This window comes from Corynebacterium sp. H113 (genome assembly GCF_037572315.1).
Classification (GTDB): domain Bacteria; phylum Actinomycetota; class Actinomycetes; order Mycobacteriales; family Mycobacteriaceae; genus Corynebacterium.
Genome location: NZ_JBBHKZ010000002.1, coordinates 679,055 through 695,653 on the forward strand (window position 1 = coordinate 679,055; position 16,599 = coordinate 695,653).

Annotated in this window: 15 protein-coding genes; 11 read left to right on the plus strand and 4 right to left on the minus strand. The window is 56.9% G+C overall.

The features are described 5' to 3' along the window. Window positions 1-61 precede the first annotated feature (61 nt). The 5 genes from WG938_RS04270 (at window position 62) to WG938_RS04290 (ending at window position 5,619) form a co-directional block, all read left to right on the plus strand. Complete coding sequence (locus WG938_RS04270; RefSeq protein ID WP_339977895.1) at window positions 62-847, plus strand: electron transfer flavoprotein subunit beta/FixA family protein; 786 nt, start codon at window positions 62-64, stop codon at window positions 845-847. Window positions 848-898: 51 nt separating this feature from the next. After that, window positions 899-1,849: an electron transfer flavoprotein subunit alpha/FixB family protein gene (locus tag WG938_RS04275; protein WP_339977897.1), complete on the plus strand. Its 951-nt coding sequence runs from the start codon at window positions 899-901 to the stop codon at window positions 1,847-1,849. A 311-nt stretch (window positions 1,850-2,160) separates the two neighbouring features. Beyond that, window positions 2,161-3,312, plus strand: coding sequence for a cysteine desulfurase family protein (locus WG938_RS04280; protein ID WP_445292883.1), 1,152 nt, complete (start codon window positions 2,161-2,163; stop codon window positions 3,310-3,312). A 118-nt stretch (window positions 3,313-3,430) separates the two neighbouring features. Next, on the plus strand, window positions 3,431-4,594 hold the full coding sequence (gene mnmA, locus WG938_RS04285; protein ID WP_339977899.1) for a tRNA 2-thiouridine(34) synthase MnmA: 1,164 nt from the start codon (window positions 3,431-3,433) through the stop codon (window positions 4,592-4,594). After that, window positions 4,591-5,619 (plus strand): methionine synthase, encoded by a 1,029-nt coding sequence (locus tag WG938_RS04290; protein ID WP_339977901.1) that lies wholly within the window; start codon window positions 4,591-4,593, stop codon window positions 5,617-5,619. Before mnmA ends, WG938_RS04290 begins: the two co-directional genes overlap by 4 nt. On the opposite strand, the gene WG938_RS04295 is transcribed toward WG938_RS04290, so the two are convergent. Continuing rightward, a complete protein-coding gene (locus tag WG938_RS04295; protein ID WP_339977903.1) occupies window positions 5,616-6,317 on the minus strand; it encodes an HAD family hydrolase in 702 nt (233 codons plus the stop codon). The genes WG938_RS04290 and WG938_RS04295 overlap by 4 nt on opposite strands. After that, window positions 6,317-6,997, minus strand: a complete 681-nt coding sequence (locus WG938_RS04300) for a 3'-5' exonuclease (protein WP_445292894.1) — start codon at window positions 6,995-6,997, stop codon at window positions 6,317-6,319. Before WG938_RS04300 ends, WG938_RS04295 begins: the two co-directional genes overlap by 1 nt. Window positions 6,998-7,081: 84 nt before the next feature. Between WG938_RS04300 and ligA the strand changes: the two genes are divergently transcribed. Then, window positions 7,082-9,193: an NAD-dependent DNA ligase LigA gene (gene ligA, locus WG938_RS04305; protein WP_339977907.1), complete on the plus strand. Its 2,112-nt coding sequence runs from the start codon at window positions 7,082-7,084 to the stop codon at window positions 9,191-9,193. A 3-nt stretch (window positions 9,194-9,196) separates the two neighbouring features. Here ligA and WG938_RS04310 read toward each other — a convergent pair whose 3' ends face one another. Then, complete coding sequence (locus WG938_RS04310) at window positions 9,197-9,859, minus strand: amino acid-binding ACT domain protein (protein WP_339977909.1); 663 nt, start codon at window positions 9,857-9,859, stop codon at window positions 9,197-9,199. 211 nt (window positions 9,860-10,070) lie between these two features. On the opposite strand from WG938_RS04310, the gene gatC reads away from it, so the two are divergent. The 4 genes from gatC (at window position 10,071) to WG938_RS04330 (ending at window position 14,392) form a co-directional block, all read left to right on the plus strand. Further along, the gene (gene gatC / locus WG938_RS04315) at window positions 10,071-10,373 is read left to right on the plus strand and encodes an Asp-tRNA(Asn)/Glu-tRNA(Gln) amidotransferase subunit GatC (RefSeq protein WP_339977911.1); all 303 of its coding nucleotides are present in this window, start codon (window positions 10,071-10,073) and stop codon (window positions 10,371-10,373) included. Between the two features lie 8 nt (window positions 10,374-10,381). Then, window positions 10,382-11,896 carry an Asp-tRNA(Asn)/Glu-tRNA(Gln) amidotransferase subunit GatA gene (gatA, locus tag WG938_RS04320; protein ID WP_339977913.1) on the plus strand — a complete coding sequence of 505 codons (1,515 nt, stop codon included), beginning with the start codon at window positions 10,382-10,384 and terminating at the stop codon, window positions 11,894-11,896. Then, window positions 11,889-13,292: a DHA2 family efflux MFS transporter permease subunit gene (locus WG938_RS04325; protein WP_339977915.1), complete on the plus strand. Its 1,404-nt coding sequence runs from the start codon at window positions 11,889-11,891 to the stop codon at window positions 13,290-13,292. Before gatA ends, WG938_RS04325 begins: the two co-directional genes overlap by 8 nt. Window positions 13,293-13,360: 68 nt before the next feature. Beyond that, entirely contained in the window at window positions 13,361-14,392 is a 1,032-nt protein-coding gene (locus WG938_RS04330) for a 6-phosphofructokinase (RefSeq protein WP_339977917.1), read from the plus strand. Window positions 14,393-14,436: 44 nt separating this feature from the next. Here the strand turns inward: WG938_RS04330 and WG938_RS04335 are convergent, their stop codons facing one another. Then, window positions 14,437-15,267, minus strand: a complete 831-nt coding sequence (locus tag WG938_RS04335) for a class I SAM-dependent methyltransferase (protein ID WP_339977919.1) — start codon at window positions 15,265-15,267, stop codon at window positions 14,437-14,439. 81 nt (window positions 15,268-15,348) lie between these two features. Here WG938_RS04335 and WG938_RS04340 point away from each other — a divergent pair, with 81 nt between their 5' ends. Beyond that, window positions 15,349-16,587: a YkvI family membrane protein gene (locus WG938_RS04340; RefSeq protein WP_339977921.1), complete on the plus strand. Its 1,239-nt coding sequence runs from the start codon at window positions 15,349-15,351 to the stop codon at window positions 16,585-16,587. Window positions 16,588-16,599: the final 12 nt, after the last annotated feature.

A 16,599-nucleotide genomic window follows, 5' to 3' on the forward strand; every position in this document is an offset into this window, starting at 1 on the left:
CGGAGGCGTATGCACGCCGAAAATAATTCCACCAGTAGCAACCAGTAAGGACGACAGACATATGCCGAACATTGTGGTTCTGGTCAAGCAGGTTCCGGACACGTGGTCCGAGCGCAAGCTCACGGACGACAAGTTTGTACTCGACCGTGAAAGCGCCGACGCAGTTCTCGACGAAATTAACGAAAACGCTGTCGAAGCAGCTCTGCAGCTGAAGGAAGAGCATGGCGGCAACGTGACTGTTGCAACCGTCGGCCCAGACCGTGCAGTAGAGGCTCTCCGCAAGGCCCTGTCTATGGGCGCTGACGATGCAGTGATTCTTTCCGACGAAGCTCTGGAAGGCTCCGACGCAGTTCAGACCGCATGGGCACTGTCCAACGTGATCGACACTCTCGAGGATGTTGACCTGATCGTCACCGGCAACATGTCCACCGACGGTGGCACTGGCTCGGTTCCATCGATTCTCGGTGTTTACCGTGGTCTGCCAGTTCTCACGCATATGCGTTCGGTTCAGATCGACGGCGACTCCGTTACCGGTGAGCGTGAAGTTGAAGACGGCGTGTACCAGCTCAAGGCATCCCTGCCTGCAGTGGTATCCGTCACGGAGAAGGCTAACTCGCCTCGCTTCGCATCCTTCAAGGGCATCATGGCTGCGAAGAAGAAGCCAGTTACCGAGCTTTCGCTTGACGACGTCGCGGCTGAAGCAGATCAGGTTGGTCTGGAGAACGCAGCAACTGGTGTTACTGGCGTAACTCCAAAGCCTGCGAAGTCTGCTGGTGAGCGCATCGAAGATGAAGGCGATGCGGGCACCAAGCTGGCCGAGTTCCTCAAGTCCAAGAAGTTCATCTAGTTCGTCTGACGCGAATAAGACCAAAGCGATCAATCAAGGAGAAAGATCACTATGACCGACGTCCTCGTTCTCGTCGACCACATTAACGGCGAACTGAAGAACACCACCGCAGAACTGCTCACCGCAGCACGTGCGTTCGGCACCCCAGCTGCTGTCGTTGTTGGCACCCCAGGCACAGCTCAGAATATGGCCGAGGCTCTTGGCCAGTACGGTGCCGGTGAAATCATTGCTGCTGAGTCTGATGCTGCTGGCAAGTACCTCATCACCCCAGAAGTCGACGTTCTCGTCGGCCTCGCAGGTGAGCGCGAAGTTCCGGTAGTCGTTGCAGCTTCTGCTACCGGCAAGGAAATTGCAGGTCGCGTTGCAGCACTGACCGGATCTGGTGTGCTGTCCGATGTCATTGCTATCAATGACGACCGCTCTGCTCAGTACTCCATCTTCGGTGGCGAGTTCATCGTTGACGGTGTTGGCTACGGTGTTTCGCCGGTGTACGCGCTGCGTCCAGGTTCTGTCGACCCAGTAGAAGCAGCGGCATCCCCTGCAGTGACCGAGGTTGCCTTCCCTGAGGTTGCAGACAACGCTGTCGAGATTGTTTCCTTCACCCCAGCAGAGGGTGGCGACCGTCCAGAGTTGACCGAGGCTAAGATTGTTGTCTCTGGCGGGCGCGGTGTTGGTTCCGCAGAAGGTTTCTCCGATGTTGTTGAGCCACTGGCTGACGCTCTGGGAGCGGCTGTCGGTGCTTCCCGTGCTGCTGTCGATGCTGAGTACTACCCAGGTCAGTTCCAGATCGGTCAGACCGGTAAGACTGTCTCCCCAGACCTGTACCTGGCGCTGGGTATTTCTGGTGCAATTCAGCACAAGGCGGGTATGCAGACCTCCAAGACTATCGTCGCCGTGAATAAGGATGAAGAGGCACCAATCTTCGAGATTGCAGACCTCGGCATTGTTGGCGACCTGTTCAAGGTTGCTCCACAGGCAACGGACGCAATTAAGGGTTCGTAGTTGACTTTGATGGTTTTGTTCACGCCAATGTGATTCGTAGCACAATATGACTGCTCGTCACGCGGATGACGTGTGGCTGGGTTACGGTTTTGAGTGAACCAAGGCGCGGCTCTGGCACTTCGAGTGCTGGGGTCGTGCTTTTTTTATTTCGCGTTAGCCTGCAACTGTTGACGGATTGTCACCCGGATTAGGCGTTAGTCGCTCTGGATATAGAATGATGAAAAATTATCCGCGCGAATTCGCTATTCGCGCTGCATAATGCATGACGCATGCATCCTGCCCACATAGAAGAGGAAGCGGAAAACCTGCACATGAGTATCACGATGCCGGCCCGACATTTCCTTGATCATGCAGCTACATCTCCGCTGCGCCCTGAAGCACGTGACGCGCTAGTCAGGAATCTACATTTGTCGAACCCCTCGGGACAATACGCAACGGGACGGGAGGCCAAGCGAGTACTGGAGGAATCTCGAGAAGAAGTGGCAGAGATTCTTGGTGCCGACCCTATTGAGGTAGTTTTCACTTCCGGTGGCACAGAAGCCGATAATCTAGCCATTTCCGGCCTGTACTTCATGCGCTCAGGGTCGAAGATTGTGGTGCCTGGTATCGAGCACGATGCAGTTCTGAAATCATGCCAGCACCTGGAAAAAGAACACTGGGCTGAACTCCAGCAGGTTCCTGTTAATTCCGACGGTCGGATTGATCTAGACCAGCTTCCAGAACTTGATCGTCGTGACACCGCTTTGGTGACCTGCATGTGGGCCAATAATGAAACCGGTGCGATCCAGCCTATCGAACAGCTAGCTGAGATCGCCTCCGCAGCGCATGTCCCCCTGCATGTCGATGCCGTCCAGGCGATCGGACATGTGCCCGTGAACTTCCATGACAGTAAAGCCACGACCATGGCGATGTCAGCGCACAAATTCGGCGGACCGAGAGGCGTTGGGGCTTTGTTGGTTCGTCGTGAAGCGAAACTTGTCGCGCATAACCGTGGCGGTGGGCAGGAGCGAGGACTGCGTTCAGGGACTCAGGACGTGGCATCGGCAGCTGGAATGGCAGCCGGGTTACGGGCAGCAGTGGCTGATCTAGAGGCGGACGCTCAGCGAACCCGCGAGCTTCGCGACGATCTCCTGCGGGCAATAGCGTCCATCGATGGTGCGCTGATTCATACGACGGAACCGTCGCTGCCTGGCCACATTTATGCGAGCTTTCCTGGGGCTGAGGGCGATAGTCTCATTATGTTGTTTGATGCAGCGGGTATTGATTGTTCGACCGGATCGGCGTGTTCAGCGGGAGTGAATCGCCCGTCTCATGTGCTGCTGGACATGGGAGTATCCGAGTCGGACGCGCGCAGTGCAATTCGGTTCACGCTGGGTTGGACAACGACGCAGGACGACATCGACGCAGTGAAAAATGTGCTTGCAGATACTGTTGCGAGGGCGCGGTTGGCAGGAATGGCGTAGTCAGTCACAGCCTAATGCTGAATGATTCTCTACAATCGCGGACTGCCATTTGTGCCAGGTCGTAGTGTATTCTTGGCTACTTTGGTCGACAGGTAATCCAAAAGGAGTACGAAGAACTATGCGAGTTCTTGCTGCAATGAGCGGTGGCGTTGACTCTTCAGTGGCCGCTGCGCGCGCGATCGCTGCAGGGCACGACGTTGTTGGTGTGCACCTGGCATTGTCAAAAGATCCGCAGTCAGTTCGTGCTGGGTCGCGTGGCTGCTGTTCGCTGGAGGATTCCGGCGATGCGCGTCGTGTCTGCGACGAGCTGGGCATTCCTTTCTATGTGTGGGATTTCTCGGAGCGTTTCAAAGAGGAAGTGATGGATGACTTCTTCGACTCCTACGAACGTGGAGAAACCCCGAACCCGTGTCTTCGCTGCAACGAGCGCATTAAGTTTGCGGCGTTGCTGGAGCGTGGCATCGCACTCGGCTTCGATGCGGTCGTGACCGGGCATTACGCACTGCTGACCGACGGTCTGTTGCGACGTGGCCGGGATCCAAAGAAGGATCAATCCTATGTTCTCGGCGTGCTCGACCGTGAACAGCTGCGTCGCTCGATGTTCCCAGTCGGTGATACAGAGAAGCCGCAGATTCGCGAAGAAGCTCGCGATATGGGACTTGGCACTGCGAATAAGCCAGATAGTTACGACATCTGTTTTATTCCAGATGGCAATACGCAGGCCTTCTTAGGGGCGAAGATTGGCCGTCGTCCGGGTGCCATTGTGGACTCGGAGACTGGGCAGAAGGTCGCTGATCACGACGGTGTGTACGGATTCACCATTGGTCAGCGCAAGGGCATTGGCCTGGCAGGTCCGATGGCAGATGGGAAACCACGCTACGTCACTGGCATCGATGCCACCGATGGCACTGTCACCATTGGCACGGCGAAGCAGCTCGCAGTGGACGTGTTGGAGGCAGATCGTGCCATCTGGCTTGCTGAACCGGATGATGTAATTTCCGGACCGGTCCAAGTTCAGGTGCGCGCTCATGGTCGCCCGGTGGATTGCACGGTGGACGTCATCGCCGGGCCTGACGACGATATCACAGGCCGAGGTGGCAGCTTCCGCTTGCGGTTGAAGGAGCCGCTTCGTGGCGTAGCCCCTGGTCAAGCAGCGGTCCTGTACCGTCCAGATACAGACCAGGGCGACTATGTCCTGGGTTCGGCAACAATTGTGGCAACAGGTCGAACTGAACAGACTGCCGCGGGGGAATCTGAAACGGCGGAGGAGTCCGGCAAGTGAAGTTCCGCGGTCTCGGCTCCATGCCTGGAACCGATGTGGCCGAAGCAGCCGACATCATCGCGGGCGAATCCCACAATGGTGCCCTAGTCCTGCCTGTCCTCCCAGGCCGTGGCCTCGGGGCAGATCACATTGGTCGCACTGGAGCATTGCTTGCTGACTTAGCTCTCGACCGCGGTCCACGCAGTTGGCGCGTTGTGGAAGGCTCGGCTGAACGTCTTTCTCGAGCATCATGGCACGCACGTGACTACTTGCAGCGCGATCTGGATACCTGCGAAGAAGTGTGGGGAAATGCTGTCGACGAGCTGCGTGTCACCGCAGTCGGGCCATGGACTCTCGCAGCTTCTATAGAGTTGTCGCACGGTCACGCCTTTCTCACGGACAAGGGTGCCGTTCGGTTCCTCGCCGACTCGTTAGCGCATGGTTTGGCGAATCACCTTGCGGAGGTACGCCGTCGTCATGCATGTGCCACCGTCAACGTTTTGCTCCGCGAACCATTACTTGCCGACGTCACCCATGGACGCATTCTCGACGCTACAGGTGGACATCGACTTTCAGCAGTCGGACATGTGGAAATGTCAGAAGTGTGGCGACGCGTCACTGAGGTCATCGTCGATGAAAAAACGTCAGTCACCATCATGCCGGGCGGTGCAGCAGGGGAGCTATCTATTCATGCCCTGTCGGCATCGGGCGCGCAAGGGATTGTCATGTCCATAGACCGCATTCGCGGTACCCAGGCACTTGACAACATCGGGGTACTCATTTCTGACGACATGAACCTGGAGATGGGTGTTGTCCCGGGGCGGCCGCCGATTGGTGTATCTGAGGCGCCGGAGGAACGGTCGCTGGCTCAGGCTGTCGCGAAGGTGTGGGATGAGCTCAGCTTCCCACGAACGGACATGTTGACGCGACTGGATATTACGACGCGTGGCGATATGAATAACGCTCCGACTTCATGGCCCGCACAGGCACTGGCCGCTGGGCGGAACACCGCCGAACTGATTGCACGGGCAGCAGGGGATCTCTAGCCCATCAACGTACTGCGCAATGCAGACTCGAACTGGTCGGTGTGAGTGAGATCCGGCAAGACATGATCCGCTCCAGCGAGCTCATCGGCGGTATACAGCCCGGCCGCGACAGCGATGACTGGAATGTCATGTTCGTGCGCGGCATCGATATCATGTGGCGTATCGCCAATAGCGATTGCGTGTGTGCCTCCTCGTGCGCGCCACGCCTCCAGACAGCTGAACAACACATCGTGTCTCCGCGCCGCATGATCTCCGAAACCAGCGAGAGAAATGTCTATGCTACCGGGGTGGGAATGCATGGTGCTTTGCGACGTCGTCGGCACGCCCGCATGTGCTAATTTCAGCAACCCTGTTGTGCGAGTATTCCCTGTCACGACCGTTTGAGCCGCAGCTATGGTGCCCGCAATCTGGAAAGATTCGGCCGCGCCGGGCATAAACTTCCCAGACCAGCGAGCATGTGTGCAGGCAGTCGCATAGTCAGCAAGTACTTGAGGGAGAAGTGAGCCTGGCAAACCATTGTGGTCGAGGATCTCAGACCAAATTGCGTGGTCGGTGCGACCTGCAAAGGTAAGTCCAGAAGGAACGGATCCGCCCAATTCCGAAATAATGGTGTCGACCTCGCGGTGTCCGAATCCACCGGCGTGAATGAGAGTCAGATCGATGTCCCAAATGACAAGAAGACTGCGCGCAGTATCCATTACCCATCCATAGGCCAGGACGTGCCTACGTCCGTCGCATCTTTACCTTGGTCTTCGAGATACTGCTTGAGCGAGGATGCCTGCTCGAAGTACCAGACAGCCTGATTCTCCATTAGCTCCTCGGCATTCATCGTTGTCAGCTCAGGCCACTTCCTTGCCATCATCCAGGCCACCCGGGCAGCAGCCAAGGCGTCTTCGGTTGCATCATGAGCCGCTTCGAGACGGACCTGGTAGTGCTCGCACGTTGCCTCCAAGGTGCGCTTTCCTTTGCGATAGGTATCGAACTTCTTGTCAATCACATAAGGGTCAAAGACCAGCCCATCTACTGTAAAGGTGGGATCTTGGGTGCGCAGTACCGTCAAATCGTAGGCAGCGTTAAACGCAACAACAGCGAATCCGTCCGCCCACGCAGCACGAAGCCCTGCGATGGTGTCTGCCAATACCTCGTCGTGCGGACGGCCGTGCTCTTGTGCGTACTCCGTGGAAATGCCATGCACAGCAGTGGCTTCTGCTGGGATATCCACCCCTGGGTCCGCGAGCAGCAGCGTTGCGTCTTTGTCTCGACCAGCGAGTCGGACCATAGCCGATGTCACGATTCGACATGAGTGCGGATCTCGACCCGTGGTTTCCAAGTCGAAGGCAAGCATGCGTTGGACGTCAAACGTTTGTGGGGTGCCCATCATGGCTTCAACTCTAAACGGTTGCACGGATGAGGTGTGCGGGGTGATCAAAGTAAACATACGCAGCGCACTAGACTTGGTTCCGTGACTGAGACGACGAACACTGAAGCATCTGTCCCAAGCCAGATTCGGCATGAGTGGGAGCAGCTTGCCGACGACGTCCGTAAGAACGCATCCCTCTATTACCTGGATCAGCCGGTTATTTCCGATGCCGAATACGACGAGATGTTTCGGCGCCTCCAGGAGTTGGAAGCTCAGTACCCGGAGCTAGCAACTCCGGACAGCCCCACTCAGACTGTGGGCGCTGCGGTTGAAATTCCGTCCGATGGTGCTGTCTTCGAGCCTGTCGAGCACTTGCAGCGTCTTTACAGTTTGGACAATGTCTTCGACGAGGCAGAGCTGCGCGATTGGCTAACCCGAACACCGGGTAGTGCGTATCTCACGGAGCTGAAGATTGACGGGCTGTCAATCGATCTGGTGTATGAAAACGGCCGATTGGTTAGGGCAGCAACGCGTGGCGACGGTCGCATTGGCGAAAACGTCACAGCAAATGCACGGACGATCCCTGACATTCCACAGGAGCTCAACCAAGACGCGGGCGTGCCAGTGCCGCAGGTGCTGGAAGTACGCGGCGAGGTGTACATGTCTGTGGCGGAGTTTGAACGTCTCAACGAAGCACGAGTCGCGGAAGGGAAGCCAGAGTTCGCGAATCCTCGCAATCTCGCTGCAGGCTCTTTGCGGCAGAAGAATCCAGAAGACACCGCCAAGCGTAAATTGTCCATGATCTGTCATGGCATCGGTCATGTGGAAGGGTGGCGACCGGATTCCCAGCACGGTGCATATGAAGCGCTCGCTGCGTGGGGATTCCACGTGTCTCCGTACACGAAGCGAGTTTCCAGTGCTGAGGACGTCGTCAAGGAAATGCAGTACTGGGGTGAACACCGCCATGATGCAGAGCATGAAATGGACGGGCTCGTCGTCAAGTTGGATCTGCTCAGCGAGCAGCGCGCAGCGGGTGCGACGTCGCGTGCTCCGCGGTGGGCGATCGCATACAAGTACCCGCCAGAGGAAGTGACCACGGACCTACTGGATATTCGCGTATCTATCGGTCGCACCGGTCGTGCGACGCCGTATGCGGTGATGACTCCGGCGCGAGTTGCTGGCTCCACGGTGGAGATGGCGACCCTGCATAATCCAACCGAGGTGCAACGCAAGGGAGTGCGTATTGGCGATCGGGTGATCATTCGCAAAGCGGGCGAGGTCATTCCGGAAGTGCTTGGTCCCGTCGACGAGCTCCGTGATGGCACTGAACGCGAATATGTATATCCGACATTGTGCCCGCAGTGCGGTACCCGGCTAGCTCCGTCCAAGGAAGGTGATGCCGACTGGCGTTGCCCCAACACGCGCTATTGCCCAGGTCAGTTGCGGAGACGCGTAGAGTTTCTCGCCGCTCGTGGCGGTTTCGATATTGAAAACCTTGGCCAGCGGGGAGCGGAAGACCTCATTCATCGTGGCATTCTCGCCGATGAGGGGATGCTCTTTGACCTCACCGGGAGCGATCTGGCTCGCTCTGAGGTTTATACGACGGCGGCTAAAAAGAAGCGTGACGACGACGGGGTCTCTCGAGGCACGCTGTCCGCAAATGGCAAGAAATTGCTAGCAAACATTGACGCTGCTAAAGACGCGGAATTGTGGCGCGTGCTGGTCAGTCTGTCAATCCGACATGTCGGTCCGATCGCTGCGCGGGCATTGGCTCAACGATTCGGGTCGATGGATGCGATTAGGTCTGCACGTCGCGAAGAACTGGCTGCAGTAGAGGGGGTCGGTGGCATCATCGCAGACTCTGTTGTGGAGTGGTTCGCGGTTGATTGGCACCGCGAAGTAGTCGACCGATGGGCAGCGGCGGGGGTTCGCATGGCTGACGACGTCGTCGATAAGCCAGACCAAGTTCTCGAAGGACTCACCATAGTGGTGACCGGATCCTTAGAGAACTTCACTCGCGACAGCGCGAAGGAAGCCATTCTGGTGCGCGGAGGTAAAGCCGCGGGATCGGTGTCGAAAAAGACATCGGTCGTTGTCGTTGGCGAAAATGCCGGCTCGAAGGCGACGAAGGCGGAAGAGCTGGGAGTACCAACCTTGGACGAAACAGGTTTTGAGAAACTGCTCGAAATCGGGGCAGAAGCAATTCCGAGCTAGGCGCTACGCCAAAACTGCACCGACAATATCGCCAATGCGGCCCAGGTGTTCCACCTCGCTAGGGAGGAAGTCAGGACCACCAGGGCGGCCGATCACCAACGTGTAGTTGGTTCCCATTGGGGCAGCTGCCAGTGACGAGTCCATCACCGTCCATGATTCAGGAAGCCATTCCTCGACTTCCGGATCCAGGTGACGGGGCTTTTCTACCGGTGAGCTGCTCAGCGTGCGACCGTCGTCTTCCGGCGCAGCCATAGACGCGGCAATTCGAGTGGTTTCACCATTGTTGTGCGCAAGCATCAAAGCCCACCCAGCAGTCATAGTCTGTGGAAGCCCATCAACGATCTCTTGCATAGCGCGCACCGGCTGATGGCGGTGCCGAGCAAGCTCCGCGAGCAGTGCGATTTGGCCTCTACGGTCGACAGAACCGAAGAATGGGCGGATCGAGTCGACTTCAACACCATCAAGAGACTGCGCTGCAGTAATAAGAGTGTCCGGCAACGTGCCCGAAGGGAGGTCAACAACGATGTCATCGATGACTGTGCCATCTGGAGAATGCTCCACAACATCGACGCTGCGAATATCGCCCTCAACCTCGCCCAGAGCTGCAGCCAGATATCCCAAAGAGCCTGGGACATCTGGGAGTTGAACACGTAAGAGGTATGACATAAGTCTCTAGGCTACCGGGATTAGCCGTAGTCTCGCTGAAGTTTTCGAGTAGAAATGCCTGAGAGTTTCGACGGGTGACAGATATTCACCGCATGCCCGCGGTGGGGCATTCCGGCATTGCCGACCCCAATACTGAACCAAATCCGCGGTAGCGACTACCCTTAGGGGACACATACTCGAGTAACGATCTCCAACATGAAAGGGGTCACGCGTGCCCGCCATCTCGCGCGACGAGGTTGCCCACCTCGCACGACTGTCCCGCCTGGCACTGACCGACGCTGAGCTCGATGAGTTCGCCGGTCAGATCGACGGCATTATCAACCACGTTCAGGCTGTTCAGGAAGTTGCTGCAGCTGATGTGGAACCAATGAGCCATCCGTCGTCGTTGGCTGGTGTCATGCGTGAAGACACCGTGGTACCAACTCTGTCACCGGAGCAGGCATTGGATCAGGCTCCATCGTCTGAGGAGCAGCGTTTCGAAGTTCCACAGATCTTGGGCGAAGAAGAGGAGTAGGGCGCAGCATGTCTGACCTAAATAAGAACTTGCATGCCGCTGTTGCTGAAGATCCAATCCTGGGTCTGACCGCAGCTGAATTGGCAGAGAAGATCCATGCGCGTGAACTCACGTCCGTAGAAGTTACCCAGGCGTTCCTTGATCGCATTGGTTCGCTCGATGGCGATATCCACGCCTTTCTTCATGTTGGTGCAGAAGAAGCGCTCGCAGCTGCTAAGGCTGTCGACGAGTCGTTGGACCGTGGTGAAGCGCCCGCCTCAGCGCTCGCTGGTGTCCCACTGGCTCTGAAGGATGTCTTTACCACCACCGATGCGCCAACGACTTGTGCATCGAAGATGCTCGAAGGGTACATGAGCCCTTACGATGCAACGGTGACGCGCAAGCTGCGTGAAGCGGGTATCCCAATCCTGGGTAAGACCAACATGGATGAGTTTGCAATGGGCTCGTCCACCGAGAACTCTGCATTCGGGCCAACTCACAACCCGTGGGATCTCGAGCGCACCGCTGGTGGTTCCGGTGGCGGTTCGTCTGCAGCACTGGCTTCAGGCATGGCACCTATTGCGATCGGTACTGACACTGGTGGGTCGATTCGCCAGCCAGCAGCGCTGACGGCAACTGTTGGCGTGAAGCCAACGTACGGCACCGTTTCTCGTTACGGTCTTGTTGCCTGTGCATCATCGCTGGATCAGGGCGGTCCGACCGCACGCACGGTCCTGGACACCGCGCTCTTGCACGAGATCATCGCCGGCCACGATGCCTACGATTCCACCTCCACCGAGCAGCCAATCGCTGATGTCGTGGCTGCCGCAAAGGAAGGCGCCAATGGTGACCTCTCGGGTGTGAAGATTGGTGTCGTCAAGCAGTTCAACCGTACCGACGGATACCAGCAAGGTGTACTTGATAGCTTCCACGAGGCCGTCGACAAGATGAAGGAAGCCGGCGCTGAGGTTGTCGAGGTCGATTGCCCTAACTTCGATCACGCACTGAGCGCGTACTACCTCATTCTTCCGTGTGAGGTCAGCTCGAACCTAGCTCGATTCGATGGCATGCGTTACGGCCTGCGCGAAGGCGATGACGGCAACCATTCGGCAGATCAGGTCATGGCGATGAGCCGTGCGGCTGGATTCGGCGACGAGGTGAAGCGACGCATCATTATCGGTACGTACGCACTGTCCGTTGGCTACTACGATGCCTATTACATCCAGGCACAGCGTGTTCGTACGTTGATCCAGCAGGATTTCGAGAAGGCATTTGAACAGGTTGACGTGTTGGTTTCGCCAACCACTCCGACCACTGCCTTTAAGCTCGGTGAGAAGATCGACGATCCGCTGAGCATGTACATGTTCGACCTGTGCACCCTGCCACTGAACCTTGCTGGCATGTGTGGCATGTCGGTGCCATCTGGCATTGCTAAGGACACAAACTTGCCTGTGGGTCTGCAGATTATGGCCCCACGCCATGGCGACGACCGCCTGTACAAGGTCGGTGCTGCGTTCGAAAAGGTTCGCGGGCCGATTGCGTAACAGCACGACATACCTAGCGCCGCGGGAAGCCTATTTGGCTCTCGCGGCGTTGTCGCTTGGGTTCTTCATGAATCTGCTTGATCAGTCCATTGTGGCTGTGGCGATGCCGGACATCATGAAGTCCTTCGATGCGGGCTATGACACCGCGATTTGGGTGAGCAGTGCGTACTTCTTGGCGTACGTGATCCCGCTGTTGGTCACTGGTCGACTGGGCGATCAGGTGGGGCAGCGGCGCATGTTCATCACGGGCATCGTGATGTTCACGGTGACATCTCTGTGGTGCGGAATGTCTTCGACGATCGAGTCGCTCATCGTGGCGCGCTTTGTCCAGGGACTCAGCGCTGCGATGATTGCCCCACAGACTCTCGCAATCATCACACGCATTTTTCCACCAGATAAGCGTGGACCAGCAATGGGACTGTGGGGGACAGTGGCGGGTCTTGCTCATCTCACGGGTCCAGTACTGGGCGGTTTCTTGGTGTCTAGTGCTGGTTGGGAATGGATCTTCTACATCAATATCCCTGTCGGTATTGTGTGTATCTTTCTTGCCGCGAAGTGGATCCCGCAATTGCCGACAAACTCCCACTCGTTCGACAAAGCAGGCATCGTGGCGTCGATTGTCGGTATGAGCTGTCTCATATTCGGCATTCAGCAGGGTGAAGCAGTTGGCTGGGATTGGTGGGTCTTTGTCTTATTGATAGTCGCTGCCATTGCATTGGCCGCATTCGTGAAACTGCAGTCGACCGCTGCGCAGCGCGGTGTTGAAGCGCTTGTTCCGTTGAGTCTGTTCGCGCACCGCAACTTCTCGCTCGGTGCGTTCTCTATTGCAGCGATGGGTTTTGCCGTTGCATCGAACGCGCTGCCGGTGATGTTGTACCTGCAGCAGGCAGAGGAAAAGTCAGCCCTTGAAGCGGGATTGTTGTTCGCCCCGATGGCCGTGGTGGCCGGTGTGCTGGCACCCATTGTTGGTGGTCTCATCGGTAAGTTCACGCCACGTGTGCTGTCAGTTGTGGGCTTTGCGACGATGGTCCTCGGCCACATCGCCATGTTCTGGGCAATGCGCCCGGAGTTGCATCTCGGTTGGGTGGTTGTCGCGAGCGTGATTCTGGGTATCGGCAATAGTTTCGTCTGGGCGCCTAACTCGACGACGGCGATGCGCGATGTCGCTGAGCATTCGGCGGGAGCCGCCTCAGGTGTGTACAACACCACTCGGCAGGTGGGTGCGGTGCTGGGTTCGGCAGCGACGGCTGCGTTCATCCAATTCCGGGAAAACGCCGGTGCTGGATCAGAAATGTTCGGACACGTTTTGCTCATGCAGGCGGTCGCCCTGGTGTTGGGACTTATTGCGGTGTCGCAGTTTGTCCAGCACTCTGACGGGCAAAAATCCGGGGCGTAATACTCTGACAATTGCAGAGGAATGCCCTCAGGAAGCAGGACTCGTCAACGAGTACTAAGGTGGGGCACATGCGAATTGCGACCCTCACTTCCGGTGGCGACTGCCCCGGCCTTAACGCCGTCATCCGTGCCATTGTGCGTACCGCTAGCAGCGAGTACGGCTCTACTGTCGTCGGTTTTGAAGACGGCTGGATTGGTCTTATGGAAGACCGTAGGGTCCAGCTTTACGATGACGAGAATATTGACCGCATGCTCCTGCGTGGTGGCACCATGCTTGGCACTGGCCGTGTTCACCCAGATATTTTGATGTCCAGCCTGGATCGAATCAAGGAAAATCTTGACGATGCCGGCATTGACGCCCTCATTCCAATTGGTGGTGAAGGCACGCTGAAGGCTGGCAAGTGGCTAGCAGACAATGGTGTCCCTGTCGTAGGCGTGCCAAAGACCATTGATAACGATGTCAACGGTACCGACTACACCTTCGGTTTTGACACTGCAGTTGCTGTGGCTACCGACGCTGTCGACCGTTTGCATACCACTGCTGAATCGCATCAGCGAGTGATGATTGTCGAGGTCATGGGGCGCCACGTCGGGTGGATTGCTCTACATGCAGGTATGGCGGGCGGTGCTCACTACATCGTTATTCCTGAGCACCCATTCGATATTAACGAGATCTGCAAGTCCATGGAGCGTCGTTTCCAGATGGGCGAGAAGTACGGCATTATCGTCGTCGCTGAAGGTGCGTTGCCAATGGAAGGCACGATGGACTTCCAGGAGGGTGGCGTGGACCAGTTCGGCCACCAGACCTTCACCGGCATCGGCCAGGTTATTGGCGATGAGATCAAGCAGCGTACTGGCTATGACGTGCGTACCACCGTGCTCGGCCACATTCAGCGTGGTGGCACCCCAACTGCATACGACCGCGTGCTGGCAACGCGTTACGGTGTGCACGCAACCCGCGCAGTTCATGAGGGCGATTACGGCAAGATTGTTGCGTTGCAGGGCGAAGGTATCGTTCGCATCAACATTGATGATGCTGTCGCCGAGCTGAAGACGGTTCCAGCAAGTCGCTACGACACTGCAATGGCACTGTTCGGCTAGTAACTTGCCATTTCGCTAACAGCTACGACCGTGGTGTTTGAGCTTCACGACGGTCGCAGTAGAAAAGCGTCACACCGGTACGGAAGGTCGACGCAAACCCCCGGGGCAAAGCCCAGATGGTCATACAAATACCAGCGGAGGTTTGCCTCGACCTTTTCGCGTATCTGGGTCTTGGCATTAAGCCAATATGAGCGGGTACGAGCAAGCATGACAATCTGCTCGGGAGTCAGCTGTTGCTGCCACTCGGTACGCAGCACTTCACAAATCCGCAACGGTGCCACCACCTCAGGTAAGAAACCTGGCTTCTGCACGTCACCGGCGTGCATGATCCGAGTGAGTCGATGTACCCACGGAATGCGAACATCGAGGGTATTCCACACGAGCAGCGCCACACCGTCGTGTGACAAGACTCGGGCGAACTCTGCCGAGGCTTCCGCTACATTGACCCAGTGCCAGGTTTGAGCGCAAGTAATGATGTCGGCGGAGTCGTCGTCAAGCATGGGCATGGACTCGGCAGTCCCAAGAAAGCGGCGTGCGTCGGGACATGTTGTGGCGAGGGTATCGAGCATCACGGTACTTGGATCGATGGCGGTGACTGTAGCGCCGGCATCGAGGAGCTGTCGGGTTAGTTGTCCAGTGCCAGCGCCGACATCGACAGCATGGGTACCAGCTACGTTCGTGAGGCTGAGCATTTCCAACACTTCGTGCGGGTAGCCGGGACGAACAGAATGGTAACCGAGTGCTCCGTCATCGCTATTCTTCAACTGGTCTGCGAAGGAAAAACGCGCAGTATCCCGCAGCTCCGCAGAACGGAAAAGCGGATTGTCCCGCTTCGATGTAGGCGGAATCGGAGGGTGTTCTTTCGGGCTCGGCACGATCAATAGCGTAGCGGAGGCCAAAAGTCATTCGCAGACCCACGAGGTTGGTGGCACTTCACTGTGCAATAGGATCGTTCTATGCTTACCCGCATTGTTTCTATCGCTTTAGCATTTGTCGGACTGATCGTCGGCGCAGGGTTTGCCTCTGGACAAGAGGTCATGCAGTACTTTGTTGCTTTCGGCATGGAAGGGGTGTGGGGCGCGATTGCGTCGTGCATCATCATGACGGTGTCTGGCTTGGTCGTGTTGCAGCTTGGTAGCTATTTTCAGGCTCAGGAGCACACTGCGGTTTTCAAGCGGGTGTCGAAACGTTGGGTTGCCATGTTCCTCGATGTGGCAGTCATGATCACGCTGTTTTCAACGGGCGTGGTCATGATGGCGGGCGCGGGGTCCAATCTCAATCAGCAGTTCGATGCCCCGGTGTGGCTTGGCACGACCCTAATGCTTGTCTTCATTTTGGCAGCGGGCATGTTGAATGTGGACAAAGTCAGCACCATTATTGGTGCCATTACGCCATTCATCATCGTGTTCTTGGTCATTGCATCGATTTACGCGGTGTCTAAGGCCGAAATGTCTTTCGGAGATGCAGCGACGTATGCCGAGACCCATGTCCAGACAACGCTGCCACATTGGGGCGTATCTGCCCTGAATTACGTCGGATTTAACTTGATGGTGGCAGTGTCGATGGCGATCATTATCGGTGGCGACAACTTCAACCCGCGCGAAGCTGGCATCGGTGGTCTGCTTGGTGGTCTGCTTTATGGCGGTCTGCTGTTGTTGTCAACGGTGGCGCTGATGTCGTCCATCACGACGGTGGAAAACGACGAACTGCCGATGTTGTCACTTGTAAATAGCATCCATCCGGTGCTGGGAACTGCTATGGCAGTGGTCGTGTACGGCATGATCTTCAACACCGGCATCGGCATGTTCTATGCCCTGGCAAAACGTGTTACTGCACGTAAACCACAACAGTTCCGACCATTGTTCATTGCGGTGACTCTCATCGGATTCGGGCTTGGTTTCCTCGGATTCAAAACCCTCATTGCGTACGTGTATCCAGCACTTGGTTATGTCGGCGTCGTGCTCATTATCGTGATGTGCATTGCGTGGCTACGAGGACGCATCCGCATCACTGAAGAAGCCCACCGACGCCGTCGCATGTTGGATCTGGTGCGCATGTTTGGCGGTCGTCGTGACGCGGATCCTGCGGACTCTGGACGCACACGCATTGAGCTAGAGCAGGAGATGGCCGCCTCGAATTTGCCTAACGACGAACTGGAAAAGCGGCTTCTCGACCGCCGGCCAGATAGTCGCTAAGCGGTGGTCGGG

What these genes read in the sequence shown, in the direction of transcription:
- WG938_RS04270 (WP_339977895.1), top strand. Translation starts at nt 62, where the DNA reads ATGCCGAACATTGTGGTTCTGGTCAAGCAGGTTCCGGACACGTGGTCC.
- WG938_RS04275 (WP_339977897.1), top strand. Translation starts at nt 899, where the DNA reads ATGACCGACGTCCTCGTTCTCGTCGACCACATTAACGGCGAACTGAAG.
- WG938_RS04280 (WP_445292883.1), top strand. Translation starts at nt 2,161, where the DNA reads ATGAGTATCACGATGCCGGCCCGACATTTCCTTGATCATGCAGCTACA.
- mnmA (WP_339977899.1), top strand. Translation starts at nt 3,431, where the DNA reads ATGCGAGTTCTTGCTGCAATGAGCGGTGGCGTTGACTCTTCAGTGGCC.
- WG938_RS04295 (WP_339977903.1), bottom strand. Translation starts at nt 6,317, where the DNA reads ATGGATACTGCGCGCAGTCTTCTTGTCATTTGGGACATCGATCTGACT.
- WG938_RS04300 (WP_445292894.1), bottom strand. Translation starts at nt 6,997, where the DNA reads ATGGGCACCCCACAAACGTTTGACGTCCAACGCATGCTTGCCTTCGAC.
- WG938_RS04310 (WP_339977909.1), bottom strand. Translation starts at nt 9,859, where the DNA reads ATGTCATACCTCTTACGTGTTCAACTCCCAGATGTCCCAGGCTCTTTG.
- gatA (WP_339977913.1), top strand. Translation starts at nt 10,382, where the DNA reads ATGTCTGACCTAAATAAGAACTTGCATGCCGCTGTTGCTGAAGATCCA.
- WG938_RS04330 (WP_339977917.1), top strand. Translation starts at nt 13,361, where the DNA reads ATGCGAATTGCGACCCTCACTTCCGGTGGCGACTGCCCCGGCCTTAAC.
- WG938_RS04340 (WP_339977921.1), top strand. Translation starts at nt 15,349, where the DNA reads ATGCTTACCCGCATTGTTTCTATCGCTTTAGCATTTGTCGGACTGATC.